Below are 26410 nucleotides of genomic sequence, written 5' to 3' on the forward strand. Positions count from 1 at the left end.
GACGATTACATACTGTCGAGACGTGACGTAATTCTTCCTCGGTGATAAGAGTATTACCACAACGTAAGGGCCTCTAGGGCTGTATAATCTGGAATCGAGATTAAACACATCATACAGAAGAATATTATGTGTTGTTCAGAAACGACGATACGAGATGGGCACTTCCGGCCCCCGGTCGAACGATCCCGAAGTGGCGGACGAACCGGCCTGTATTACTACTATCGCCCAAACGGTCGCGAAAGCGATTCCGAAGTTGCGCACGGCGTTCGAGACCCATCGCAGCTACGAAGGTGAAGACAACCCCAGCGGTGAGGAAATGCTCGCAGCCGACGTATACGCCGACGAGCTGCTCGAATCGCGGCTGGGAAAACTCGCCTGTGTCGGCACCTACGCGAGCGAGGAGCGGGCCGATCCCACCCAGGTGGGTACCGGGCTGTCTGTCGCGGTCGATCCGCTCGATGGCTCGAGCAACCTGGGGTCGAACAACGGCGTCGGGACGATCGTCGGCGTCTACGACAGCGAACTCCCCGCCAGTGGGCGCGACCTCGTGGGTGCGATGTACGTGCTGTACGGTCCGACCACGACGGCGATGGTCGCTACCGACGACGGCGTCACGGAGTACCTCCTGACCCAAGGCCAGCGCAAGGTGTTAACCCCGTCAGTCTCGCTCCCGGACACGGGTACCGTATACGGGTTCGGTGGGCCAGTTCCCGAGTGGTCGAGCGCGTTCCGGCGGTACGCGATGTCGGTCCAGCGACGGTTGAAGCGGCGATACGGCGGTGCGCTCGTGGCCGACGTCAACCAGGTACTCAGCCACGGCGGCGTGTTTGCCTATCCGAGCCTGGAAACTCGACCGTCCGGAAAACTCCGGCTCCAGTTCGAGGCCAACCCTATCGCGTTCATCGTCGAGCAGGCGGGCGGCCTGTCCTATCAGGGGGACTGCTCTGTTCTCGATACCGAACCCGAACGACTCCACCAGCGGACGCCGCTGTTTGTCGGCAGCCCAGAACCGCTCGCCGAACTGATCGAAACGCTGGGCGGAGCGGCCACCAATCCCACGGTCACGACCCGAGACTCGCCCTGGGAGTAGTTGCGGCCTCGCGCCCGCAGAGCCAGGCGCAAGCTAGAGGTGTCGCTGACCCGTGGACCGGATATGTCACAGACGAAGCAGTCGTCGCTGCTCGACGCCACTGTCGTCTCCACGAACCGCCTCGCATCGCTCGCCGACCGTGTCGACACCACGGACGAGCGGCCCGAACTCGACGTCAGAACGCCGATCAAGGACGAACCGATCGGCGCGGTCCCTGCCGCAACGGCCGAAGACGTCGCGGCCGCCGTCGATCGTGCGCGAGTCGCACAGTCCGAATGGGAAAACAGATCGATCGAGGATCGCGGCGATGTCCTCCGGCGCTTCGGCGACCTCGTCCTCGAGCGCCGCGAGTGGTTGCTCGACATCGTGCAACTCGAGACAGGCAAGGCCCGCGTCGACGCGCTCGAAGAAATCCTCGACGTCCCGCTCACGTGCTCGTACTACGGCTCGAATGGGCCGTCGATCCTCGCGGAATCGAAGCGCACTGGGGCGGTTCCCGGCCTGATAGATGCGCACGTAACGACCGATCCGGTCGGCGTCGCCGGCGTCATCTCCCCGTGGAACTACCCACTGACACTCGCGATAACCGACGTCATTCCAGCGCTTCTCGCTGGGAACGCCGTCGTCTGTAAACCGGACGAGCGGACGCCGTACGTCGCGCTCGCCCTGGCTGAACTCTTCGAGGAAGCTGGCCTCCCGAGTGGCGTGTTCGAGGTCGTTACTGGAGACGGACCAACTGTCGGGCCCGCACTGATCGATCGCGTCGATCACGTTACGTTCACCGGCGGCACTGAAACGGGACGGGCTGTCGCCGAGCGGACCGGCCGGAATCTGATCGGTAGCTCGCTCGAACTCGGCGGGAAGAATCCGATGCTTGTGCTCGGTGACGCTGACGTGGAAACCGCCGCTCGTGGGGCAGTCGAGGGGGCGTTCACGAACGCGGGACAGCTCTGTCTGGCACCGGAGGGGATTTACGTGGTAGACAGCCGCTACGAGGACTTCCTTGACGCGTTCGTCGACGCCACTCGACGGCTGTCGCTCGGACTCGAGTTCGGATACCGTCCCGACGTCGGATCACTGATCGACAGCGATCATCTCGAACGCGTCCAGAGCTACGTCGAGGACGCCCGCGCAGACGGTGCGTCAGTGTGTGCCGGTGGCCGCAGTCGTCCGGACGTCGGTCCGTTCTGTTACGAGCCGACGATCCTGACAGACGTCGATCCCGATTCGGCGATCGCCACCGAGGAGACGTTCGGTCCGGTGGTGTCTGTCGAGCCGGTTTCAGACGCCGAAGAAGCGATCGAGAGGGCCAACAGTTCGTCGTACGGCCTCAATGCGAGCGTCTGGACAACCGATCTGGCTCGCGGTCGATCCGTCGCCCGCGAGATCGACTGCGGGACTGTCTGTGTTAACGATCCATACGCGGTCGGCTGGGCGGCAGTCGACGCACCGATGGGTGGATTCGGTGACTCGGGCGTCGGCCGCCGACACGGTCCCGAAGGGCTGCGACGGTACGTCGAAGTCCGAACGATCGCGACTTCGAAGATCGGGCCGCTCGGAGACTCACCCCACCTTCCGACGAAGTGGTACGCCCGCGCTATGACGGCAGTGACGCGTCTCCAGCGGCGGCTCGTCGGGTGGTTCTAGTGACGCCATCCGGACCCGCGAATTGATATAGCGACATGAGATTTATGAGTCTGGAACAGAACAACGCTTCGGACATAAAATATCACTATAAGAATAGTATCGCGGTGAATCCATCCCAGGAGATCACTCACAGCAGCTGATAGATGTGCTGTTCGTACACGTCACGGACGCGAGATCCCCAGTCGTGGGTGTACGTATCGATGATATCCTGAGCGACGTCACCCCTGAGGTACTTGACGATCCCCCGATCGCCGGTTCTATCGCGCAGGTGTGTCGTGAAGAAGTGCCGGAAGTAGTGTGGCGTGACGTTGTCCGCCGCACCAGCACCGTCGTGATACCAGCCGACGTCGCGAGCGTGGGCTTCGACGGTGTGATGGACCATATCGGTCGTGATCCGTCGCCCCCAGTTGTCGCTCGTGCCGGTAAAGAGCGGTTTCGCCTCGGAGACCGGGTCGGGCCGGACGGCGAGCCACTTGACGAGGACGTCGCGTAGCTCGGGGTCGACCGGGATGACCGTATCGCGCTGGCGCTTGTTGGAGGCGCGGCGATGTTCGCCGTTCGTCTGCGAACCGCGCGAGGGCGTCGCCGAAACGTACAGTGAGTCAGGTCGTCCGTCCAGTTGCGGACGGACTGTCATACCGTCTCGAGGGTCGTCTGTGAGATTGAGATCGCGTTGATCCAGATTACAGAGTTCGCCGGCCCGGATGCCGGTCTTCAGCAGCGTCACCACGATCGCTCGATCGAGTGGATGGGCGAGCCGGTCGACGAACGACCGCATCCCCGGAACCGAAATATCGCGCCGCTGTGGGTCCGTGTCGATCGATTCGTCGATCTCTTCCACGACGAGTGCCATCGGGTTCGACTCGAAGGTCCCGACCTGTGTCATATACCCGTAAAACCGGTGGAGATACGAGGCGTAGGTCGCGACGGTACTTTCCGCGACGGCCCCACGGAGACCGTGGATGTAGGCCATACAGTCCCGATGGGACGCCGAATCGAGCGTCTGTGCCGTCGTCGTGCGGTCCGTGCCGTCCTCCAGGAACTTCTCGAAATCGCGGAGCACGCGCTCGTAAGCGGCCTGTGTGCGCTCACTTTTCCCCTGATAGGCGATGTCCTGCAGGAAGTACGCGATCGGGTCCTGCTGGGGATCGTCGGCCTGGCTCATGTCTCGACGAGCGTGTAACCGCCGTTGCGACCGCTGTAGCGGACGACGTTTCGATCCTGTAGATCTGCGAGCGTCTCTTCGAGCCGGTCTTCGATGTTGTCTGTGATCGCTGCCAGCAGTTCGTCCCAGCTGTAATATTCACCAGCCGTCAGGGCCGATTCGACGCGTTCTGCCAGCGCGTCGCCCGTCTCGCCGGCCGTCGTCTCTGTCGACGATGGCTCCTCCGTGTTCTGTTCGTCGCTTTCTTCGTCTTCAAGGAACCCGCGCCGACCCGCCTGAACCATCGTCCGGACGAACTCGCTTTGAGTCATGTCGAGTTCGTCGGCGTGCTCGCGCCACTCGTCTTTTTGATACGCTGGCACGTACGTCTTGACCGCAACGCGCGACGTCTCCGTCTGCTCAGACATACGCGTGCCGTGAACCCCCTCTCACATCAATGTATCCCTATAGCCGAGGATAAATGGCCTTATTTGTGATTCTGACACCCTATATGTCCCCAAAAGTGACAATGTAGGGATAACTTACTGAATAAATCGGATCTGTAGTACCACAATTGAGGATAAATATTCCGGGACAGATGTGGTAAGGACTTCCATAGTGATTCGGAACTGCTCTTGGGGAATCAGATCTGTCGACGGGGACGCAACACACGTCGCCAGCGAGATGAATCCGCCGAGAGTCGGGCTCAGCTAGATCGGTGTTTTCCGCCCGCTACCCCAGGGTTCGAGGGTCGAATACCTGTATAGATAATCTGATGTTTTTACGGTGGTCCCACTCTCTGGCTCGGAGCGCGAGCGATCCTGACATCGTGTACGACGTGCGGTTCGAATTCGACTTCGGTCTGCTCGGGGGCCAGTGCGATCAGTCCACCGGAGGACCAGTCCTCCAAGTTCACTGCTCTTTCGTCACGCTCGCTAGTTTCGAGGACTCACTTCGATCGTCCTCGCTGCTCCCTGTCGCCGCTCGCTTTTCGAACGGTCTCTGCGGCCGCGTCTCGCTGCTCGCGGGTCCGCTCACGGGTCGCTGTGCTCTCCGCCAGGTTCGATGCGACTGCAAGGCGCGTCTCGCGCTCCTCTCGCGAGGGTGTCATGGGACGGTCGCCTGACGTGGGCGGTCGATAAGTCATTGAGTTATAGCAGCCTCTATGGACCTGTGCGAACGGTTCCGCTTCGGTACCCGACCCGCGCCACTGGTCGTCCGAAGCGGCGTACGCCGGTATCCGGTAGGCAATCTCGTTCTGTGGCCCGGGCCTCGACTCCGGCAGTGAGACTGGTTGTGGGGGCGAGCGGCCATCTCCTGAAAAGACCACACATCAATTCGGCGGGTCAAGTGACCGTCGATCCCAGCGTTAGAGCGGAGCAGCGATCATCACGGACCTCAATCGAACCTCCACACAAGGTGAGACGGCAAAATCACCGCGGTCCCGACGCGGCCGAGCGCTGTATCCGCTGCTATACCGGCGGACATCGGCTGAGTTCACTGTGTTCCGGTGAACGTCCTTCATTGCTTCCGCCAGTATGCTCGCAGATGGGTGATACTGCCGGCTGCACGTTCCATAGGTGGTCGCCATTCCTGGGTAGCAAATCGTTTCGAAACCTTACAGCCAACAGTACGAGTCGCCTTCCTGTCGGACGGTACTGCCAGCCTGTACAGACTCATCCGAGCGTAGGGGCAGCCGAACCGCGGCCATCCGTTGGGATACGCACGTCTTCGCCGACTACGGTATCCACGGTCGTTTCAGTCCCTCTGTGGAGACAGCGGTTTGAGACCCGAAGACAGCTGCTTGCCCGGTTCTCAGAGCCATATGTGCGTGTAATATGATATTTTCATACGCCGATTCGTACCCGATCTTCGTCTGATCTCAAACTCATAAATCATATATCGCTATATGTAAATCGGTAACGGAGAAGTTCAGAGGTTGGCAGTTTAGATTCTGACAAACCACTAGATTGCTTATGTGTCTGAGCAGGAGTGTGGGAACAGTCTAACCTGCAATATATGCAGAGAACAGCAGTCCGCGAGTGGCTGGAGTTGCGCTTGGTTTGGAAGCGCGACCTAATATGAAGACGACTACACGTTCTTCCTCCAATTCGAGGTGGCGAATAACAGCCCGACACCGATGGTGATTGCGTGAGAGACGAACAACTCAGCGAGCGTTTCGGCGAGGAGTACTTGATCAAGCGGCCACGGAACAAGCCGCATGATGTAGAAGTCAATCACTGCGTTCACCGCTGCATCGACGTTGCCAGCTGTAGCCAGCCCCACGATGATTGTGAGGAGACTCAGTACCGACCCCCGTAGATGTACATATTCGTGATGACAGGGTATGCTAGTATTCATTATCGTGGGTGAGTACACCGTAGTATGTCACGCACAAGCCGGAAAGAGTTCCTCCGCGAGTTAGGTTACGAGGAGCCGTTCGATAAGTCACCGGTGGACATTCCGGAGGAGTGGAACGGTGGAGCAGTTGTCAACACCGGCGGGAACATCATGTGCCGTATCTGGCGGACATGGGAAACCGGTACCCGATCGGAAGACACCGAGTTCGAGGTGATTTACGATTTGTCCCAAGATGCCAGCGTAGGACTGCAGGCCTACACTTGGGATGAAGAATACGAGGGCTACACTTTCGACCACAAAATCGAGAGCCGGACTGCAGATGAGCAAGATGACCACATACAGGCTGAGATTGCGAAGGAACTCATGAAGTCACATAATTTGGACGCTTAAGTCGAAATCATTCTCCTGTATTCAGATTCTATTTGTCCTCCCTTTTGTTCTCTGTAGGATAGAGGCCACCCGAAGGACAGGCCAACCGGAAGTGATTCTATGCATATCGTTTATGCTTGCAGGGTAACTAGTCCAAGGTAGTCAGTGACGGACAAGGACACAACCCAGCATTCGATCTCCGACTTCGGTGGAGGACAATCCAGCAGTCGTGCCCAAACCAATCAAGAACCGGAACAGAGTCCTCCAGCCGGTGATGAACCCGTCAAATTGCTTGACTGGTTACAAAACGACGAGACACCATCACCAGCATCAGCAACAGATCAACTCCCACTGTTGGTTGACCAAGCACGATCGACCGGGTACGACGCGTTGACCGCTGACCAGTGCATCGAGCTCATCCTCAACGATGCCTCCCCTCCGGTTGATCACCCGCAACTGGTCTACTTACTCGATAACAGACGAGTAGACACCGGACTGGTTCTTGCACACCTCTCATCGATTTTCCCAAGAGACGACTTTACGCTGACCGAGTCAATCAATTTTGAATCTCTGGAAGAACTCTCCTATAACACTCGCATGGAGGCGTATCGTGTCGTGTCACGCCTTCCTCCGTCCATGGATGCTTACAGTTTGTTGAGGCGAGTAACCGAACTCTTTGACGGGAAAGTTGAGGTCGGTGGTGAAGCGTATCCAGTCGGCGGATACTTCAAAGGATACGCAACCCAGAGTCTCGACACAGCAATCGAACATCCGGGATCCGCCTCCCACCACTTGGTTACAGAAATTCTTCAAGACCATCCGTGGAGATCACTTCGACTGCTGGCGGCGAAGTCAAGCGATCACATTAACACCGAGGTCGTGGAGGCACTCACCGACGAACTGGAAGGGAAGTCGGTTCTATCAGACTTTCATTCGGGCCGGATAACTGAACGGCTCTGCCGGACATACATCGAAGTTGACGATCCCAATTCACAGCGAAAACTGGCCGAACTCATTCAGGCAGCACTCAATGCTGACATCTATCCGAACTACTGGAACGAATTCATTCCCCCGTTCGTCGAGGAAGTACGAACTGGACAGGGGAGGGGCCGAGATACGGGTGAGTTGTTAGCCACGGTGTTTTCGGCGATTCAATCTAATAATCTCGCCGCTGTTCGAGAGGTATACCCGAGGAAAGCAATTCAGAAGGGGCTTCCAGAAGAGTCGAAGTTGTGGGTACCGGTACTGCGTGTTGCCGCAAGTTCGTGGCCTGAGTTAATTGTAGACTCTATCGACCGACTGGTTTCGGTTGCACGTGACTGTTCAAGTCGGTCCCGAACTGGGATTTGTGAAGCAATTGCATCTGCTGGGAACGCCTGTCCAGGCGACATTCTTCCCGCAATCGGGCCTCTCGTCCGCGATCTCGAACGAGTAGACACTGCTCGTGAAGTGAGGGACGTAGGCAAGATTCTGCAAGCACTTGAGGTGTACCCCCCGCCACCGGAACTATTCGACTTATACGGGTCAACTGATAGCCGAATAGACTCAACTACGAAGGACGTAGTTGCATCTCTACGCCGCCAATTCCAGCAGTCCAATCCAGAGCTCGCCCCTGGAGATGTTTCCGGGATTGGAGAATTCTCACACGACTACTCGCTTGTAAAGCGGACCGGGCCGGTTACGTGGAGCCCCCCTCAACTGGGTGCCGCCGAACTCTCCGTGATTAACAACACCGCAGAAATCGCGTTAGCGGCATCTCAAAGCGAGTCGGCGGGCGATGAACTCACGGATACACTCCAGAATATACTGGGCAGCGAGGAAGATTTTGATGATGTAGATCCATCGATTCAGTTCCTTACACCGTCCCATGATTCAGAATGGTTTGAGTTAGCCATTCTGGGAACCGCGATTGCCCAGCTCATACGCCCAGACATTCGGGTTGCGGTACATACACCGGCGACTGGCGGGTGGGGTACAAAAAAGGACATTCGGGAAAGTCTCTCGCAATACGGGATTGTGCAGTCAGAGGATACGGCCGCAACTGTCACGCCAATCCTCGATCTCATCCCCACCGCACGTGTAACAGACGGAATTCACGTCGAGACCTCCGGAACGACTATCCAAGAGAATCCTCCGTATCTCACCTTGGTCCGGGACATTGATTCCCTCACTGATGCACCTGCAGATGTCGTCCTCTACAACTGGGTATCGGGGATCGACGCCGGAGACGCTGCCCAAATACAGACGTGGAGAGGTACCCTCATTAACGGAACACCGCAATCATACACACCCGGAAGTAGACAGGTGAACGGGCAAACATCGGGTGAAACGCGCGGAGTTGCTGATTCCGTTTCACTACGTCACCTTACCCAAATTGACGATCAAGACTTGCCGTCACTGACTGAATCCTATTCTGAGCATCCCGTTCACATTGAGGTACACGGGGTATTCGCAGAACAATACGGTGCAGATAGACGGCAACACGTCGGCCCACCAACTGACCTCGCCCATCCCGTGTTACTGCAGCCGGACCAAGAGACCAGTAACAGCAACCCGATGTCCCCTCAGGAATCTGCAGCAGAATCGTTGACTGAGGGACCATCCTCGGTCCATGTGTATTCGGTTGAGAGTGATTCTGAGATCGGGGATTTACTTGGCCGTTTAGACGAGTTCAGCGACAAAATTGGGGATTCAACCGCTGCAGGTGCAGTTCGACGACTTCGGTATACGTTCAGTAGCCTTCCAGTTACGGTTGACCTTCACGACCATTGGGTGCAGAATCAACTCGACCAAGGTAACCGGTGGGTTCCTCGAAGGCTCCATGGTCGGCGCAACGAAATTGAAGAGCTGCACGAAGAGGCTGTTATCGACGCAGAGATACTTGATCTGGCCCTTACAACTGTTGATACGCTCCTCGACAGGCTTGCTGAGCGGAACCCCCTAGGTGAGAAGTTATTGGACGTACTCGATGAAGCAGCGTCGCGGGAGAAATCCGTCGGCGTACTCTGTACGAAGAAAACGTACAAGGAGATGCTCGACATCTTCCTCCGGGAGCGGGCGAGCGATTGGGTGCTCGGGGATGACCTCTTGTTACTTGATGAAGACACTGTGCGAGACGTCGAGCCCGGACAGATGGATATCTTGGTGACGTTCGACGCACTTCCACCACAAACCTCGATCTACTATCACCATCCGGCTGTCCCGAAAACCATTGTACTCGGACATGACGACAACACTCTGGCCTCACGTGTACACGGTGTAGATCAGAAACGCCGGCCGTATCTTCCGCCACAAACCGGTACTGATCTTCCGCAATTAGACGTAACCACTCATGGAAGCACGGTGGAGGAAGACACTGAACGAACGCTGACTGACAGCCTCTACAAGACGTACCTCTCTGTTGCATCCCAATCACGTGAAGATGATAATGCTGGAGGAAGGGGCTCGGCAGGCACGATTTCTCGCTACCGTGTTGGGTTCGAAGATGCCTCTCCAGTGACGCTCTCGGATGCACATCCTGTGATAATTCGATCAGAGGAGCACCTTGTTTCAGCGGGGGAGTACTCCCTTCGCTCTCTTGCACGGATCAGTGCTGGTGATGAAATCGTGCTCATTAACGACGACGTTCAGGCAGACCTCTGGGAAGACTTCCTGCGTGAAGACTGGGAGGGTGAAGCCGAGGGTGACACCGACGCTGCATTCCTAGACGCTGTTCAGCTGTGGTACGACGCTGTTCTTCGTGGACTTGAGAAACATTCACCGACTGATGATCCGAGCGATGGCGTCAGCGGGTTCGCAAGCGAAATTGAACAGGACGTATCCGTGAATGCCGACGCAGTACGGGACTGGGCACGCGGAGTCTTAGCAGCTGACTCACCGTCCGACCTCGTATTCCGGAGTGGGCTTCGCATCGGTCCCCGACACGCTGAGGGTGTTGAAGTAATCGCAAGCGAGTACGGATCGGAACGGATGGCAGAAAACTGGGAGCAAGTCTTCACTCGTATCAAAACGATCCGCGCGACACACCGTCAGCGCGGGAGTGTATTTTGGGAATGGCTTGCCGACCGTGCCTGTAGTGGAGACTTGTTCGATAAGCCGGGGGTCAGTCGGGAGGTCGTGGTTCGGTGCAGTAAATGTGACCGTGGATAATGTCGGGGGCCTGGGCTTATATTTATCCCTGGCACCCCCTTATGCCGAAGTAACGAATGGCAGACATCGATGGTGCATCCCGCGACGACATCGAAACCTTTGCTTCAGAACTCGTCGGGGATACTGTTGACCGAATCCGAGGGGCGCATATTGACGAGGGTGAACGTACCCCGCCTGGATTGACACCGCGAACGAACTTTTTCTCCGGAGCGCTCACGCCTGAAGAACAGGACACGAAAATCGATAAAGAAATCCAATCACGGCAGTCGCCATCAACACTGGGGCTAATTGGCCGCGTGACGACCACTGATGGCGGTGACACAATCACCCTGAGCGTCCGGTTATCCTTTGCTCTGTACTATCGCGTCATCCCGACACCGGCAGAGGCTGCTGAGGCAGACGAAGACGCACCGACGGTGTACCGGAAGTATGTGCTTCGAGAGCCCGGTGACGACGACGCGGACATCGGTGTGAGTACAACTGTTTCATTCGATGCCACTGCAGAAAACACCGGTCTCCTCAGTGAAGCATCGGACAAAGTTGAACGAGAGTTGAACAGGAAGATCCGGGCGGCTACCAAGAAGCATATCGAGTCTGCACCGGACCTGTTCGACAGTGATCTCGGGGCCGTGAAGAACTTCGTGTCGAACAATGATAACTTGGCTGACGACGACTACCTGGAGAACCTCTCTGATGCACCTGTCGGCGGAGACACGGAGTATGCTCCGACCCCGAGAATGGACGTGACTGTTCGTCTTCTTGAAGCGCTTGATGAAACGACAGCCACAGCAGATACGCCAGGGTCTGCTGTTGTCCGTGTTGACGTGACTAACAAAAGCGACGAGGAACCAGACTTCGGAGACCTCGACCTCGCAACATATGAAACACAGCTAGAGTTGCGAGGAAAAAACGAAACTGAATTCCAGCCGATGAGCTTCGAAGATGTCCCTGAAGGATTCCGCTATGACTCCTCGGTTCCTGGGCAAGGCCAGAACTGCACTGCTATCTGGACAGAGGGGGAAACGGGCATCAAATCGGAAACCATTCCTGTTCACAAGCAGGCGTACTTCGGTCACCGGCAGTACTCCGGTGAAGCAGCACCACAGTTCGACACACTGGCCACAGACCCGCTCCCGGTACTGCGGGCAGTTCGCCAGAAATTGAAACAGTACAAAAGGGACGACTGGCAGGACCGTCTTGACGAGGCGAAAACGGCTGCCACAGACCCTGAGTCGAATCCGACAGTAGAGACAATCAAATCAGACATACAGCGGTTTGAACGGGAGATTGAACGATTTGATCGTGGTGTCAAGCTTCTTGAAGAGGATCAAATGGCGCGGGAGCTCTTCAAGCAAGTGAACCGCGTATTCCTTCGCAAGGTCCGGGAAGGCGACCCCTGGGATGAGGATGCGGAACTTGAATATCCCGGCTGGCGACCGTTCCAGGTTGTCTTCATCGTGTCCCTACTACCGGACATCGTCCACGAAGAACGGGACTTCGACCCGGAGACCCACGATCGTGACAAGGCAGACCTCCTGTACTTCCCGACTGGAGGTGGGAAAACGGAGGCCTACCTCGCCTTGCTTGCCTTCACGGCGTTGTTCGACAGGCGACGTGGGAAAGAGTTCGGTCTGTCAGCGATGATGCGTTTCCCACTCCGGTTGCTGTCGCTGCAACAGTTCCAGCGAGTCGTTGAAATCCTCGTCCACGCAGATGAGGTCCGGAAAGAGGAAGAGTATGGTGGGGAGCCGCTCAGCGCCGGATTCTTCACCGGAAACACAGAGAACAGCCTCGGGAATTTGCTGAAATCCGAGTTCAATGGTTGGTACCCCAGTTATCCGCAGGACGGGGAGGCGTTAGAGGAGAACCGCGGGAAACTACGTGAGTTCAAGAAGCGCTGGAACCAAGAAGATGGGCACGACCTCGAACAGGTCAGTCGTGAGGATTACCGTGCGGTCGAAAAATGCCCGCTCTGCGGCAGTGACGTTGATCTCGTATTCAGTACAACGACTGATCGAGTCGAACATCACTGTTCGTCAGCATCCTGTCGTCGGGAAAAGCTGCACGTTCACGTGACGGACATCGATCTCTATCGTGCTGTTCCAACGATCGTTGTCGGAACCCAAGACAAACTTGCAGCTCTTGGGTACAATTACCGCTTCCGAACACTTGCCGGGTATATCACCCATCGTTGCCCAGAACACGGGTATACACACCAAGGCGACGAGTGCATGATGTCGCGGTTCTGTGGCCGAGACAAACAGGACTTCGAGACGGACTACGGTGATTTAGAGCGCGTTGATGTTCATGACCCGGTCCCAACGCTCTGTTTACAGGACGAGTTGCACCTCGTCAACGAGGATCTCGGGACCTTTGAGAGCCACTACTACGCCGCCTTCGAGAAGCACCTCGAATGGGCCGCTGAAAAGCAAGGAATCGACTACTCCGAACCCAAGAAGATAGCAGCGACAGCAACGATCGAAGAATCGGACAATCAGGTCAAGCATCTGTACGGCGGGAAGAATACAATCCGGTTCCCTGCACCCGGACCGGATTATCGAGAATCCGCCTACACAACGACTGACGAAGACCGGGTTCAACGGCACTACGTCGGTGTTGTTCCTTGGAACCGCAGCCAGATTAACAGCATCATCCGGCTCTTGGAGATGCACCAGCGCCGGATTCAGGACTGGCTTGACGAACCCGAAACATCGCTGCAGGAGTTCGACTTCGAGGAGGTGTCCGATCCGGAAACGTTCGAAAACATCCTGAACCATTACTACACACTGGTAACCTACGTCATCTCCAAATTCGAGGGCGGTCGTGTCTACAAGTCCACTGAAACCCAGGTGAACGATAACCTGACCGACGATGGATACGACGCCGTGCAGAAATTCGATATGCAGGGGAACACCGACCCAGATGCGATGGCCGACATGCTCAACCGATTCGAGCAGGTCGGTGAAGACGATGGTACAACCTACGAGGATATTGAAGGCCTGATCACTGCGACCAGTTCAATCAGTCACGGTGTGGACATTGACTCTCTCGGGTACATGGTATTCTTCAATGCACCACCACGGATGTCCGAGTATATTCAGGCATCCTCGCGTGTTGGCCGCAAGCACCCGGGAATCGTGTTGGACGTTTTCGACCCGTTAGGAGAGCGTGACCGGTCGCACTATCATTACTTCCACAAGTACCACGAGTACCTCGACCGGCTCGTTGAACCAGTAGCGATTAACCGATGGGCGAAATTCAGTGTGGAGCGAACCTTCCCGGGGATCTTCATGTCGCTCCTGTACATTCGGTACTTCGATGAATTGAGTGAGCACCTCGGGTATTTCAAAAACAGAGCCCACCCACGGATGGCGCGAAAGGCCGAACAGGCCGGTGTAATCGACCAAGACCAGATCATTGAGGACCTCATCGAGATTTACGGGGAAGACTGGGAGACCGGTCAGTGCCCGTTCACGGACCGGATTGAAGAACTCGTTCAGATCTCGTTCAACAACATCCAGAGCGGTACTGCAGAGGACATTGAGGGGTGTCTCGCTGGACGGGTGATGTTGAGTCTTCGTGACGTGGATGATCCGATAGACATCAAACCGAGTTACAGCCATGAAGATGCGTTCGAGGCTGTGGGGGTGGACACGCGATGACTGATAATATGCGTCGCGGGAAGATGCAGGTGATGTACAACTTCCCGCCCGGAGCGACGTTCTCGAACCCGAAACACAATCTCATCGAGCAGGCAGCAAGGATGTCCGGCGAGCAGATGGAGATCGCCAGTGAACAGGAGATGATCGATCACGTTCATGCCAGTCTTGACAACTGGAGTGGCGGTGTTGAGGGAGCATTATCACCGCCGACACCCGATCGGTGGGCAATTATCGATCCATCGGATGTGTACGCGGAAATCTTCCCGCGTGTCTTTGATTGCAGGGACTGCGGGAAGGTTCACGACTACAGTGACGAGCGCATCAGAGGGCTTGAACAGAGCGGATTGAGTTGCCAACGACCGGGGTGCGATGGAGCCCTCAACCAGATTCACCATGTTGGTGTGTGCCCCTCCTGTTCAGATATTAGATCGGTTTTCGTTCCGGGTTGTGACAAGCACGGGTACTCATACGTAATGCTGGATGACCGTGCAGACCGGTATCAAGATTTCAAGTGGCGGTGTGGTGCCTGTAACGGGAAGGTCATCCGCGATGATTTCCAGACGTTCTGTGAATGTGGCGAGCGGATGGACGTAACCGTCCATTCGTCGTCAAAGGCAATGAATATTCACGACGTCACTCGCGTTGATCTCGGTGACCGGAATATCTACCAGAGCAGCATACGCTCAGAGGAAGAGATTGACCCAATTGTCATCGGGGCCTATCTTGGCGAGTTCGATCATCCTGAGACGAGTCTAAAGGAGATGGTGGACAAAGAAGGGGTATCACAAATCGACTTTGACGAACTTGATACCGACAACCCTGAGGTGATTGAACAGACCAAGCAAGCTCTTGGCCAAATTGGCGGGGATCAAGATCCTGAGTTGGTTCGTGAGATGGTCCAGGCGAAAGCTGGGGATGTTGAGCCGTCTGACAACATGCGGCGGTACATCCAATTGCGGGAGATAATGGAACAGGAAAGCGCGCGAGAAACCGCTACGCCTAGAGAGACACAGCTTATGGATCAGATGGGGGTTCTTGATATCGGTGTCACATCTGAGTTCCCACTCCTCAAAGCAGTATACGGCTATCACCGCACCTATGATGACGAGGAAGACGGTGGTTCAACCCCTGCTGCCCGGATGTTCCCACCAGTCCAAGTTGAAGATGGGGAATGGCGCACACCGATTTACACAACCCGGTCAAAGACGGAGGCTGCGATCGTCCAGTTAGACCCTCGCCAAGTTGGTCACTGGCTCGCCGAGAGTGGATACCCCATCGAGGACACGCTGAATATGGAGCTTTCGGAGGCACGAGCGACGCTATACGCGGAAATGGAGGCAATAGAACCGTACTCAACTGATGTGAATGACGGCAGTCAGTATAACGAAATCACACTTGCTGTCCACTGCCTTCTGCATACGATTTCCCACCTGCTCATTCAGCGTGCTGCTGTCCATTCTGGGATCGACGAGACCTCATTCGCTGAATATCTATTCACAGAGGGCCTCGCAACTGCCATCTACGCGAATAACACGCAGAACTACACGGCAGGTGGGCTCTTCACCTTGATTGACCGGAACCTCGATGACTGGTTGCTTAGCACACTGACAGAGGGGGAAAGTTGCATGTATGACTCTACGTGTGCTGACATTCGGGGCGGTGCGTGTCACTCCTGTCTCCATATGTCAGAAATCGGTTGCCAGCACTTCAACAAGAACCTCTCACGAATCGTTCTCTACGGGAATCGGATCGCATCTGGGGTGCCAGCTGGATTCTGGAAATTGACCGGTGGACTTGGCGGGAAAAGTACCTGACACAGAAATGACGCTAGCAACACCAGCCCAATTCGTACAGGCGGTTCGAGCACACGAGATTGAGCCAGTAGTCTTCTGTACGCATCTCCTCCATACTGCTGCCTCTGGTGAAGGAACTATTGACCCTTCACAGACGGCAGAGGAGTTTGACATCCATCGAGAGGCCGCGAATCATCTTCATGATCTCGCATCTGAGTTTGGTCTCGTTGGTTTCACATCTCAGACGACTAATCGGGTCAAGGTGAACCGCAATACGACGATCGAATTCATTCAATTTCTAAACATATTTGATGACCACCTGACGGCCTCCGAAGCTGAGTTACTCGCAAATGACGCAGTACACGATGTCGAACTAAGTATCGCTGTACCGGATGAATTTGATGAGCGATCAGCAGAGCTCATGGCGCGTCTTATTCGATTAGTTCGGAATGCCGATCGGGAGTTGCTGCTTGTCACTCCCTTCTTCACCCGGTTTGGCGTGGATGTTTTCGTTGACCATCTTGCATCTGCAACTGACCAAGGTGTTGACGTTACACTCCTCACCAGAGATGTAACTGATGATGGGGAAAACGCAGACCACGTGGAACGGATTCGGGAAACAGTCCGAAGCAGTGGAGACACATCTAATTTCCATGTCTATCAGTACGATTCACCTCACGGTCGCCTGCACGCCAAGACCCTAATCGCAGACGCCGAGGTAGCATATGTTGGAAGTGCTAATCTTACGAATTATAGCCTTAAAGAGGCGATTGAGATTGGGTTGATTGTCCGTGGACCAGTTGTTGACGAGGTAACTGACTTCTTTGAGGCGGTTCGCCGTTCCGCGAACACGCACGAGTACTCTGAGGGACCAGTTCGTCCCTGAACCTCCTCTAGTCGCCGTAATTGAGATTCAACGAAGAGACAACACGAGTGTAACGGGCACTGCAAGGTGACCGGCAATTTTCTCGGCGTCAACTAGGGCCTCGTACTCTTCGGCTGTTATTTCGGTTTCCCGTAGGGGAGATCTATTCCCATGGATTATGCCCTCATCTAGTCGCGTATTCCATAAGCACCGGTGTAATTGGCGGGTCGGTTCCAGTTACGATAGCAAGAACTCCTCGAAAACAGGTGTTATTCCACGGGTTATCGGGCCACACCCTCTCAGGAATCCTGGCCTTTTTATTGCTGAGTGATAATGTCCAGGTAATGGCCGACTCGTGGGCGGATATAGATACGCCGGAAATCCCTTCATGTCTGCTGAATTCTTCAGATACTGAGTTCTCGTTACACCAGGAGTTCGTCTTGCGCCATGTGGACTTTCTCATCGATGTGCTTACTGCAGAACAGTACCAGCAGAACTGGCTCCATCCAGCTGGGTGTCCAACAGCGACCCCGGAAATCCAATGTCGGAAGCGAGAATCCGACGAGCAATTTCCCTGTCGCTATGAGTCTCTCGGTGAAAGTACGTCAGCAGGAACCTGTACCTGTGACGATGCACTCACCGGAAGTGATGACCCATTAGATTCCGTTGCAGCGGTTGCTATTGCGCCGGACGGTCAGCCGCCGTCAAAGCGGTATTTTGACCGTGAATATCGGCGGATAGTTGCTGACCTACGAGACCAGATTGGGTCGTGGGAGGATATCGCTGCACTTGACGAGGCCGCACTAGAGGCGGCTCTACTTGAGGCAACAAATAGACCCAGTATTAGCGAAACTCGCATTACACGCCTCCAAGAACTTGTAGACGCAGTATCCGAAGACGATTACACTGATGGTGTAAGCCTGCGAGATCTCGGTGGATTACGCTATTCTAGTTTCGCAAATCGACTCGCTGAACTCCCTGGTGTTTCTAAGTCGGATGCATGGTGGTTGATGCTTGTCGCGTTCGATAAGCCCGTTTGGCCAAGTGACCCATTCGTTGACCAACTTCTATGCTCTCTGGGAATTCTGTCGCCAAATGAGTTACGAGATGACGTTGAACGACGGGAGGAACTTGAAGAGGAACTTACCCGTCGTCAGATTCCACAACTGCACCGGGCAGTCGCAGGCCATGCAGTCAAAGGGGGAGTTGACTCGTGTAGCGACGACTGTGAAATCCGGAAATTCCTGCTCACACATCGTCTCCGGAAACAAAATCAAGAGCAGTCGGGACCGGTCGTAGTGGATCTCTTTGCTGGGGCAGGAGGCTTATCACTCGGATTTGGGCGTAACAACTGGACCGTTGAATTAGCGATTGATAACGATAGAGATGCTGTAGACACCTATCGTCTCAATCATCCTGAGATTCCTCACGAGAAGATCGTGTGTGGGGATATTCGAACAGAGCTTGAGAATGGGCTGCTCGAACGGATTGACCAAGAACCCGATGTCATCGCCGGTGGGCCACCGTGCCAGTCACTTTCACAAGCAGGGTATCGGGCAAGACTGGCGGACGATAGCGAGTATAATATCCTAGAGGATGATCGGACCGAGCTCTACGAAGAGTACGTAACTGCTGTTGAGCGATTACGCCCCAAAGCACTGGTAATGGAGAACGTGGAGGGGATGGCGAACGAGATTGGCGATACTGGAGTCCGTGTCGCCGATCTCGTAGTGAACGCACTCAACTCCATTGGTGCAGATGGGCACGGTTATACCTGCGATTACGAACTCTTGGACTGTTCGGAGTATGGAATTCCACAGCACCGGGAACGTATCTTCATTTTCGGAGTACGGGATGATCTCGTGGTAGAGAATGACGGTACCGTCGTTGAGACGTTATTTGAGCAGCTTTCAGAGGCTGGGCCGACTGACGAAGTTACGGTGAAACAGGCGTTGTCCGGTTTGCCGAAACTCCGTCGAGGAGAGGGTGGGCGGGTAAGTCCCAAGAGCGTCCGTGGTACACGGAGTGAGTATATCGAAGAACACGAACTGAATACGGGGGCCGAGTTGTGTTATAATCATCAAGCCCGGGAGCACCCGATGGAGAAAGACCGGACGCTGTTCGACGAGGCATTAGAGCCGGGTGATACGGGATGGGACGTAAAATACGCGAAGGACGGTGAATATGCAGAGTTGATTGAGTATGACGTTGGGACTGAAGAGAATCCTCGATTCAAGGATAAGTACCGGATGCTAGAGTGGACGAAGCCAGCACCAACAGTTGTCGCGCATCTCGCCAAGGACGCGAACAATTTCGTCCTCCCAGATTACTACGAGTATGCACCAAATGTGACCGGAGAACCGGACAATCGGCGGAATCGAGGCGTGACGCCCCGTGAAGCGGCACGTCTCCAGTCTTTCCCAGACGATTACGTCTTCTTGGGTCCCTTCACTCACTGGTTCCGCCAGATAGGGAACGCAGTCCCACCGTTGATGGGGGAGCGAATTGCTGATGTTCTTCAGCAACAACTCAATTCGGAACTGGCAGCTGTGTTCTCCTGTCACTCCCCACAACAGGCGAGTACCGACGACTAACTGCCGTTCTGTTATTCCCCGGTTGATAGACGGAATCAAGCAGCGCAGTTCGTGGTTTCGGAAATTCGGAAATCACACCCTTCCAATTATTATGCTGGCAGTCTGCGTCGACGCAAACCCATGATCACCGACGCCCGAGTACTCCAGTCTGAGTTCATCCCACGGGAGGTGCAACACCGGGATGCCGAGGTCAACTACCTCTCCAGCGTTCTCGATCCAATCACCCACGGTCAGCGAGCTGACCCAGCACTCCTACACGGCCCGTCTGGAGCAGGGAAAACCTGTATCGCACAGTTCCTGGTCGAACAGTTACGTGGAGAAGTGGTTGATCTGAATTACCAGTACGTGAACTGCTGGGAGGACCACAGCCGCTTCAAAGCCCTGTACAGACTGCTTGACGGGATCGGTCAGACTGTCGATGTCCACCGGCAATCAACACCGAAAGATGTCCTTCTCGAACGCCTCAGGGAGAGCGAGAACACGCCGTACGTCGTGATTTTGGACGAAGTGGACCAATTGGAGGACAAGTCACTATTGTACGATCTGTACCGAATCCCGCACCTCACGATGATCCTCATCTGCAACGACGAAGACGGGCTCTTCGTCTCAATGGATGACCGACTCAATAGCCGCCTCACCGACTGTGAACGCATTCGATTCCGTTCCTACCACGAAAGCGAACTCGTTGCTATTCTCAGTGACCGCGTCAGATGGGGACTCACCGACGGTAGCATCGACACGTCTTGTTTGGAGTTGATCGCGGCGAACGCTGGCGGTGACGCCCGAATTGCAATCGGAATCCTTCGCCGGGCTGCACGGAAAGCAAAGGGAGAACCTGTTGACAAAATCACGGCGGACATCATTCATGAAGAGACTCCGGAAGCGAAATCGGAAATCAAGCAACGAACCGTAGATCGCCTCACACCCCACCAGAAAATCCTGTACAACATCATCACTGAGACCGGTAAAATAGCCCCGCAACAACTCTACAGCGCATACTGCAACAGAGCGGAGGACCCGAAGACGAAACGGATGGTTCGAAACTACCTGTCCAAACTGGAGCACTACAATCTCATTACCGCTGAAGGGAACACGAAGGCACGAATCTACCGGACACGAGCGTGACTCCACGTTTGCGCCCATTCATACAACGGATTATTCGGAAACGACACACGGCTCCCTATTGGCCCCCGTATTCTCACCTCGGATGTGATGACCGGTCCATCCAGAGACAAACCATTCGGGGAGGATTCTACACCGGCCCGTTCTGAATCCGACGACCATGCAGTGATCCGTGACCGGATCACGAACCGAACATTCAACGAGTGGTACAGCGAACAGCAATTCCAAAACAACATTCTCGAAGGGAAGGCTTACTTCAATGGTCCTTCCCCACCCAAAGATCCAGAGCAGCACACCCCGAGTAAACTCCTACAGTGTCACAGGAAAGCCAGCTACGCCCGGCAGAACGCCCCGCGGGAAGGCACGCAGCCAAAGGGCCTGTTCTGGTTCGGCACCGAGTTCGAGGAACAAGTTATTGTTCCGTTTCTCCAGTCCGTTACTACACCGGGCACGTACGTCACGAACTCGGTCTGGATTGAGACGGAAACCATTCGTGACGGGAAATCCCTCCATGTGCGTGGGTCTACTGACCCAGCCATTGTCACGGCAGACGCCGACCCGCTGCTTGTCACCGAAATCAAGACTACCACGTCACTCGACCACCTCTCCGCGCCGAAACCACATCACCGCGCGCAACTACATGCGTACCTGCACGCGCTCAATAAGGAATACGAGCATGATGTGACGACTGGCTTGATCGTGTACGGGTCGCGGGAAACGCTGGATATCAAAGCGTTCAGCGTTGAATTCGATGCGGCCTTCTGGGACGACGTTGTGGCGTGGATGGCTGACCAGGCCGCCTACGAACAGGAAAGTGAATTGCCACCGGCTGATCCGGAGCGCGACTGGGAGTGTAACTATTGCTCGTTCAAGCACCGCTGCGGGCAAGCCGACACACCGTACACTGACACCGACAGAAACGGGCTGCTCCCCGTGTTCGACGGGTACGGCCGGCAGAACCTGCAAGAGTACTTGGACGGTCACGCGGACCGTGACGCGCGTCTCACGCCGACACTAGCCCACCAGTTCCCGGACCTCGCCGCTGAGTACGGAGCCTACGACTGGAGTTGTTCGAGGTGCAGTGCGTCGTACGGGTGGGATGATGTTGAGTGGGACGGGGATACGGAGTCACTCCCGTTCTGCCCAGTGTGTGCTGACTCAGGCGATCTCGTAACGCTGAGTGGCCCGGAACCCAACGAACAGTTGACCACAACGTGAACCGATAGTTACTCCTCTTAATCTTCTTCTTCTTCATCTGGGGTGCTTCCCCAGGTTTCGACTGGCTCGCGGGAACCCGTTTCCTCATCCCGCACGTCCATGGGCCATTCACCCCGGATGTCTGCGTTGAACAAATCCTCGTGCTCCTCTTGCACTTCCGCGAGTAACTGCTCCGTGTCGATCTCGGGTTGGTCTGAACCGGTTCGAACCCAGTAGTCTCGCTGCGGGTACTTCTTGTGTAGATGTTCGGCTTCGATGATTTCCTGTGCCTCGTCGGCCGCACGCTGCAACGCAGTTTTCGCGGTGAGGTAGGACTGCTGCAACTCATCGATCCCTCTGCTTCGTAGCAGTGACTGAACTGCCTTTCCTCGCTCCGTCAACTGATACCGGTCTGATCGGGGGTGGTCGCCTGCCTGGATCTGGGTTTCTTCGATTAACTCGGCGTCAATTGCGTTGTCAAGTAGTGTCTTCAACGGTTTCCCGGTGAGATCGACCTTCTCCTCGATTTCAGCCTTGATGTTCCCGTCATCTCTGTCAAGCCGGGCGATGAGACCGATCGCGTGCCAGTCGTCAAAGACATCGGCCACTGGGAGGTCTTCGTTGGGATCGCTCATGGTGAGGTGGTACGGAAACCCCCTATGACGGACTCTCCGCTTTAGGGAGTCTCTGGTGTCCGGAGTTTCCCTAGTCAGGAGTCTCCGGCTTACCTTGAAGTGTTGAGAACCGGGGTTTATAATCAGTTTCCCAAAGTTTCCGTAAAGCGGAGCCTCCGCTAAACGGAAACTCCGCCTTGGAACAACTCTGCTATCCTGCGGTTCCGCAAACCGTCAGTCCCGCCAAGTACACCGATATACCGTCCCTCGGTGGGTTTTCGGAAATGACACGCGCGAGAATAACCCGGTAGTCACCGATGTCTCGCGTAGCCAGAACCCGAGTTGAACGACCATGTCGCCAACAGACCCAGCACCACCGAGACAAGAGATCTTGGACACCATCGAGGAACAGGTCAAGGATCTCTGCCACATCCATGACCACATCACTCGCATTATTGCGAACCTCGAAATCAAGGATCGCTGGTTCTCCGACTACGACGATCCCGAGAGAGCGAAGTTCAACCGGGACGGGATGATCAAGACCTTCCTCTACATGCATGCCAGAGGGTTCAACGAAGCTGAAACAGCACGCCGACTGTCCGGCGCAGCGTTCATTTACGTTAAGTTCGACTTCCCTATCCCGCCCTCGAAACAAGCAATCAATTACAACAAGCGACGGCGCTTCTCGTTGCAGGAGCGGAAGACGCTGAAAGACGCCGGTGAACTCATTCACGACCAGTGTGTCGAACACGACCTCGTTAAGACGGACGACTCGGTCGAACCAGCACTGGAGCCTGAAGACATCGCAGGCACCGACCTCGAAGAGGAACATATCATGGACGCTGTTGAACGAGCGTCTACTCTCGGGTTCTCTGGGTTCACTGCTGACCGAGCGAGCAACGCCAAGTACGCGTTAGAGTGCTATCTCGAACGGCAAGCGTACCTGAACATGTCGAACGCCGCTGCAACCACGCCGCGGCGTCGGTTCGCCCGGCTGAGCGACCGGGAGGAAGTGCCGCACGGGTCTTCGCATAACCGGACGATGAAGAAAATCGCAGACCCGGACTCCCAACTCACGTTCGACGAGTTCGTAGACTGCGGTCGAATCCCTGACTGGGAACGCATCCGCGATGAAACGCTTGATGCGTTCCACACCGGTGTGGAGCGTATTCTGGATGAGATCCAGTCAGATGAGCACGGGGAGACTGGGATTCGAGAGCCGGTCAACGCGGCGCTGGACATTGTGACGTGGAACTTCTGGCCGTCACCGTTCAAGAAGCGGGTAGACGCCGACCCTGGTGAGCAGCCAGTCACATACACGACCAGCTCCGGGCGCACCCGGACAAAGTACCTCAAGGATGAGTACCCAGTGATGGCGTCCGGGTTTAAAGAGAGCCACGAACGCGGGTACAAGTTCGCCACGCTCACTATCGTCGCTGAGAACACGCCGATCGTCCTGGCGATCGAACCAGTCCGTGACGTCCGCGCCTGGGAAGACACAGGCGGTGTTCACCGAACATCGCGTGCAGACATCGTGGACAGGCTATTAGAACAGGCACAACGGCACGTGGACATTAACAAGGTGTTCGCCGATCGTGAATTCGATACTCACGAAGTCCGGCACGTGATTGACAAACGCGAACTGTACTACGTAATCGGGAAGCGAAAGCAAGCGACTGCGGATAAGGAAAACCTCGAAGAGGTCGAAGAAGACCCGATGATTGATGTGCGGGTCGAGTATGCCTCGCTCACCGTTGACGGGGATACTCACGACTTGAGCATCATGTACGTCCCGAAGGACGCAGCAATCGAGAATGAAGAAGACGCCGATGATGGGGATGAGTACGCGATTTTCACGACCAATTACCGGGTTGAACCTGACCGTGCGCAAGCGCTCACGGGACAGTACCGTGACAGGTGGACGATTGAGAACCAGTACAAATCCATTCGCAAACACTTCCTGCCAACGTCAGCGTCGAAGGATTACCGCGTCCGGTTCCTGTACTTCACGATCGGCGTGTTGATGCACAACGTGTGGCGGTTAACGAACTTCTTCCTCCGCGATGAAGTCGATGTGAACTTAGGCGAGAAACCGCCGCTGCGTGCTGGCGAGATTGTCGAACTGGTCGCGTTCTGCTTGTTCGACCCTGGCGGCTGACGCGCACCTCATTCTCGTTGTTTGCGTAAACTCGTCAGCGGCGGCGTTCTCATTTTCACTGTGGTTTCCGGTTTGGAAACCGTGTAATTCCGAATTAGCACGACGCGATCCCGAGTGTCACGGGGGTTGGTATCGGCTAGGTTCTTTCAGCTTCGATAGGCGTCCGTTTCACCGGTTTTCACTTGACAAACGCACCAAACAGTCAACCTCTGGAAGTTGAGATCCGGACTCTCAATGCATCGCTAGTCCGTCTCGGAAACCCACCTCATGACCCAGTTAGGTACTCTGCAGACCGCTATTCAAATATCAATGGGGGAACAAGTATAACCGTCCAGCGGCCCTCCTAGTAGAGAGTAACACATGGATATCTCAGAGATTCTCTCGAGCAAATTCACGGAGTTCGACATCGGCGCACCGCTCTCGAAGGTCGCCGGGGCGTTCGAGAACCAGGAACTCGATGCCGTCGTCGTCACGGACGGCGACGAGTATCGCGGCGTCGTGAGTCGCCGACAGTTGGCTTCCTCGTCCAACCAGCCGTCTGCGAAGGTCGGCTCACAGGTACAGCACGTCCCGACAGTCGATCGCACCGAAGACGTCCGCGAGGTCGCGCGGCTCATGATCGGTAGCGACGCCAAAACCCTTCCCGTGCTCGATGACGATCGTGTCGTCGGTGTGGTGACCGGCGATGCCGTTCTCGAGGCTGTGCGTCCGTTTCTCGACGCGGTGACCGTCGACGACGCCTACACGTCGGAGTTGATCAGTGCGGCCCCCGAAACCACGATCGGGAAAGCGCTCAATACGCTTCGGGAAGCCGGGATCGCCCATCTTCCGGTCGTCGATGAGGACGACCTCGTGGGGATGTTGAGCCTGTACGACGTCATCGAGTTCACGACGCGGGGTGGCACCAAGAGCCAAGACGGGTCCTCGAGTGGCTTCGGTGGCCGCAGTGGCGGGGCACAGAACCGTGGCGGGTTCGGCGCGCGCGAGGGCGATGCCGACCGGATGCTCGACCTGCCGGTACGGAACCTGACGTCCGACGCAGTCGCGACGGTCGAGCGAAGCGCACCGCTTGACGAGGTCGTCGAGACGATGTTCGAGCGAGAGATTTCCTCGCTCGTCGTCACGGCCGACGACACCGGTAAGCCGATCGGTATCATCACGAAAACGGACGTTATCGAGGCGCTCACCTGGGAGCGTGACGACCGCAACGCCGTGCAGGTGTTCGGGCTCGACCTGCTGGAGGGGATGGACTACGACAACGTCTCCGCGCTGATCGAGGACATGACCTCGAAGTACGGTGAGATGACCGTGATCAAGGCCAGCATCGAACTGCAGGAACACAAAGAACAGAGCCGGGGTGTGCCGCTGGTGCTGGCACGGATCCGGCTGGTCACCGACCGCGGCTACTTCACTGCCGATGGGGAGGGGTACGGTGCCTCCCACGCCCTTCGGCTCGCTGCGAATGCGGTCGAACGACAGCTCCTCAAGGGGAAAACCTACGGCCAATCGAAGAAACACACGGATTCCGACGAGCAGGCACGACTTTACGGGTGGTGGCTCGGTGGGTGAGGTCTCGACGCCCAGCTCGCTACCGATAGCTTCCCTCCCTGTCGGGTACCTCCTTCCAGTCGGGGCGTCAGAACAG

Annotated in this window: 17 protein-coding genes; 12 read left to right on the forward strand and 5 right to left on the reverse strand. The window is 56.0% G+C overall.

Annotation, left to right across the window (positions count from 1 at the left end; genetic code table 11):
• The first annotated feature begins 154 nt into the window (after positions 1-154).
• The gene (locus OB916_RS07485; RefSeq protein ID WP_315908675.1) at positions 155-1090 is read left to right on the forward strand and encodes a class 1 fructose-bisphosphatase; all 936 of its coding nucleotides are present in this window, start codon (positions 155-157) and stop codon (positions 1088-1090) included.
• A 63-nt stretch (positions 1091-1153) separates the two neighbouring features.
• Positions 1154-2737 carry a succinic semialdehyde dehydrogenase gene (locus OB916_RS07490; RefSeq protein WP_315908676.1) on the forward strand — a complete coding sequence of 528 codons (1584 nt, stop codon included), beginning with the start codon at positions 1154-1156 and terminating at the stop codon, positions 2735-2737.
• Between the two features lie 127 nt (positions 2738-2864).
• Here the strand turns inward: OB916_RS07490 and OB916_RS07495 are convergent, their stop codons facing one another.
• The 4 genes from OB916_RS07495 to OB916_RS07510 form a co-directional block, all read right to left on the reverse strand.
• A complete protein-coding gene (locus OB916_RS07495) occupies positions 2865-3902 on the reverse strand; it encodes a tyrosine-type recombinase/integrase (RefSeq protein WP_315908677.1) in 1038 nt (345 codons plus the stop codon).
• Positions 3899-4309 carry a DUF5805 domain-containing protein gene (locus OB916_RS07500; protein WP_315908678.1) on the reverse strand — a complete coding sequence of 137 codons (411 nt, stop codon included), beginning with the start codon at positions 4307-4309 and terminating at the stop codon, positions 3899-3901. Before OB916_RS07500 ends, OB916_RS07495 begins: the two co-directional genes overlap by 4 nt.
• A 521-nt stretch (positions 4310-4830) precedes the next feature.
• The gene (locus tag OB916_RS07505; protein WP_315908679.1) at positions 4831-4992 is read right to left on the reverse strand and encodes a hypothetical protein; all 162 of its coding nucleotides are present in this window, start codon (positions 4990-4992) and stop codon (positions 4831-4833) included.
• A gap of 980 nt (positions 4993-5972) precedes the next feature.
• Positions 5973-6122: a hypothetical protein gene (locus OB916_RS07510; protein WP_315908680.1), complete on the reverse strand. Its 150-nt coding sequence runs from the start codon at positions 6120-6122 to the stop codon at positions 5973-5975.
• Positions 6123-6266: 144 nt separating this feature from the next.
• Between OB916_RS07510 and OB916_RS07515 the strand changes: the two genes are divergently transcribed.
• The 8 genes from OB916_RS07515 (at position 6267) to OB916_RS07550 (ending at position 22014) form a co-directional block, all read left to right on the forward strand.
• A complete protein-coding gene (locus OB916_RS07515; RefSeq protein WP_315908681.1) occupies positions 6267-6632 on the forward strand; it encodes a hypothetical protein in 366 nt (121 codons plus the stop codon).
• A 144-nt stretch (positions 6633-6776) separates the two neighbouring features.
• Entirely contained in the window at positions 6777-10760 is a 3984-nt protein-coding gene (locus OB916_RS07520) for a hypothetical protein (protein WP_315908682.1), read from the forward strand.
• Between the two features lie 56 nt (positions 10761-10816).
• The gene (locus OB916_RS07525) at positions 10817-14422 is read left to right on the forward strand and encodes a helicase-related protein (RefSeq protein WP_315908683.1); all 3606 of its coding nucleotides are present in this window, start codon (positions 10817-10819) and stop codon (positions 14420-14422) included.
• Positions 14419-16236, forward strand: a complete 1818-nt coding sequence (locus tag OB916_RS07530) for a hypothetical protein (protein ID WP_315908684.1) — start codon at positions 14419-14421, stop codon at positions 16234-16236. The genes OB916_RS07525 and OB916_RS07530 overlap by 4 nt, the downstream gene beginning before the upstream one ends.
• Positions 16237-16243: 7 nt before the next feature.
• Positions 16244-17101 carry a phospholipase D-like domain-containing protein gene (locus OB916_RS07535; protein WP_315908685.1) on the forward strand — a complete coding sequence of 286 codons (858 nt, stop codon included), beginning with the start codon at positions 16244-16246 and terminating at the stop codon, positions 17099-17101.
• A gap of 323 nt (positions 17102-17424) precedes the next feature.
• On the forward strand, positions 17425-19674 hold the full coding sequence (locus OB916_RS07540; protein ID WP_315908686.1) for a DNA cytosine methyltransferase: 2250 nt from the start codon (positions 17425-17427) through the stop codon (positions 19672-19674).
• 120 nt (positions 19675-19794) lie between these two features.
• Complete coding sequence (locus tag OB916_RS07545; protein WP_315908687.1) at positions 19795-20799, forward strand: Cdc6/Cdc18 family protein; 1005 nt, start codon at positions 19795-19797, stop codon at positions 20797-20799.
• Positions 20800-20886: 87 nt separating this feature from the next.
• Positions 20887-22014 carry a CRISPR-associated protein Cas4 gene (locus OB916_RS07550; RefSeq protein WP_315908688.1) on the forward strand — a complete coding sequence of 376 codons (1128 nt, stop codon included), beginning with the start codon at positions 20887-20889 and terminating at the stop codon, positions 22012-22014.
• Positions 22015-22031: 17 nt separating this feature from the next.
• Here the strand turns inward: OB916_RS07550 and OB916_RS07555 are convergent, their stop codons facing one another.
• Entirely contained in the window at positions 22032-22628 is a 597-nt protein-coding gene (locus tag OB916_RS07555) for a hypothetical protein (protein WP_315908689.1), read from the reverse strand.
• A 331-nt stretch (positions 22629-22959) separates the two neighbouring features.
• Between OB916_RS07555 and OB916_RS07560 the strand changes: the two genes are divergently transcribed.
• Both OB916_RS07560 and OB916_RS07565 read left to right on the forward strand, forming a co-directional pair.
• Positions 22960-24765, forward strand: a complete 1806-nt coding sequence (locus OB916_RS07560) for a transposase (protein WP_315908690.1) — start codon at positions 22960-22962, stop codon at positions 24763-24765.
• A gap of 360 nt (positions 24766-25125) precedes the next feature.
• A complete protein-coding gene (locus OB916_RS07565; RefSeq protein ID WP_315908691.1) occupies positions 25126-26334 on the forward strand; it encodes a CBS domain-containing protein in 1209 nt (402 codons plus the stop codon).
• Positions 26335-26410: the final 76 nt, after the last annotated feature.

The sequence above is a fragment of the Halapricum hydrolyticum genome, from assembly GCF_025517535.1.
In the GTDB taxonomy this organism is placed as follows: Archaea; Halobacteriota; Halobacteria; order Halobacteriales; family Haloarculaceae; genus Halapricum; species Halapricum hydrolyticum.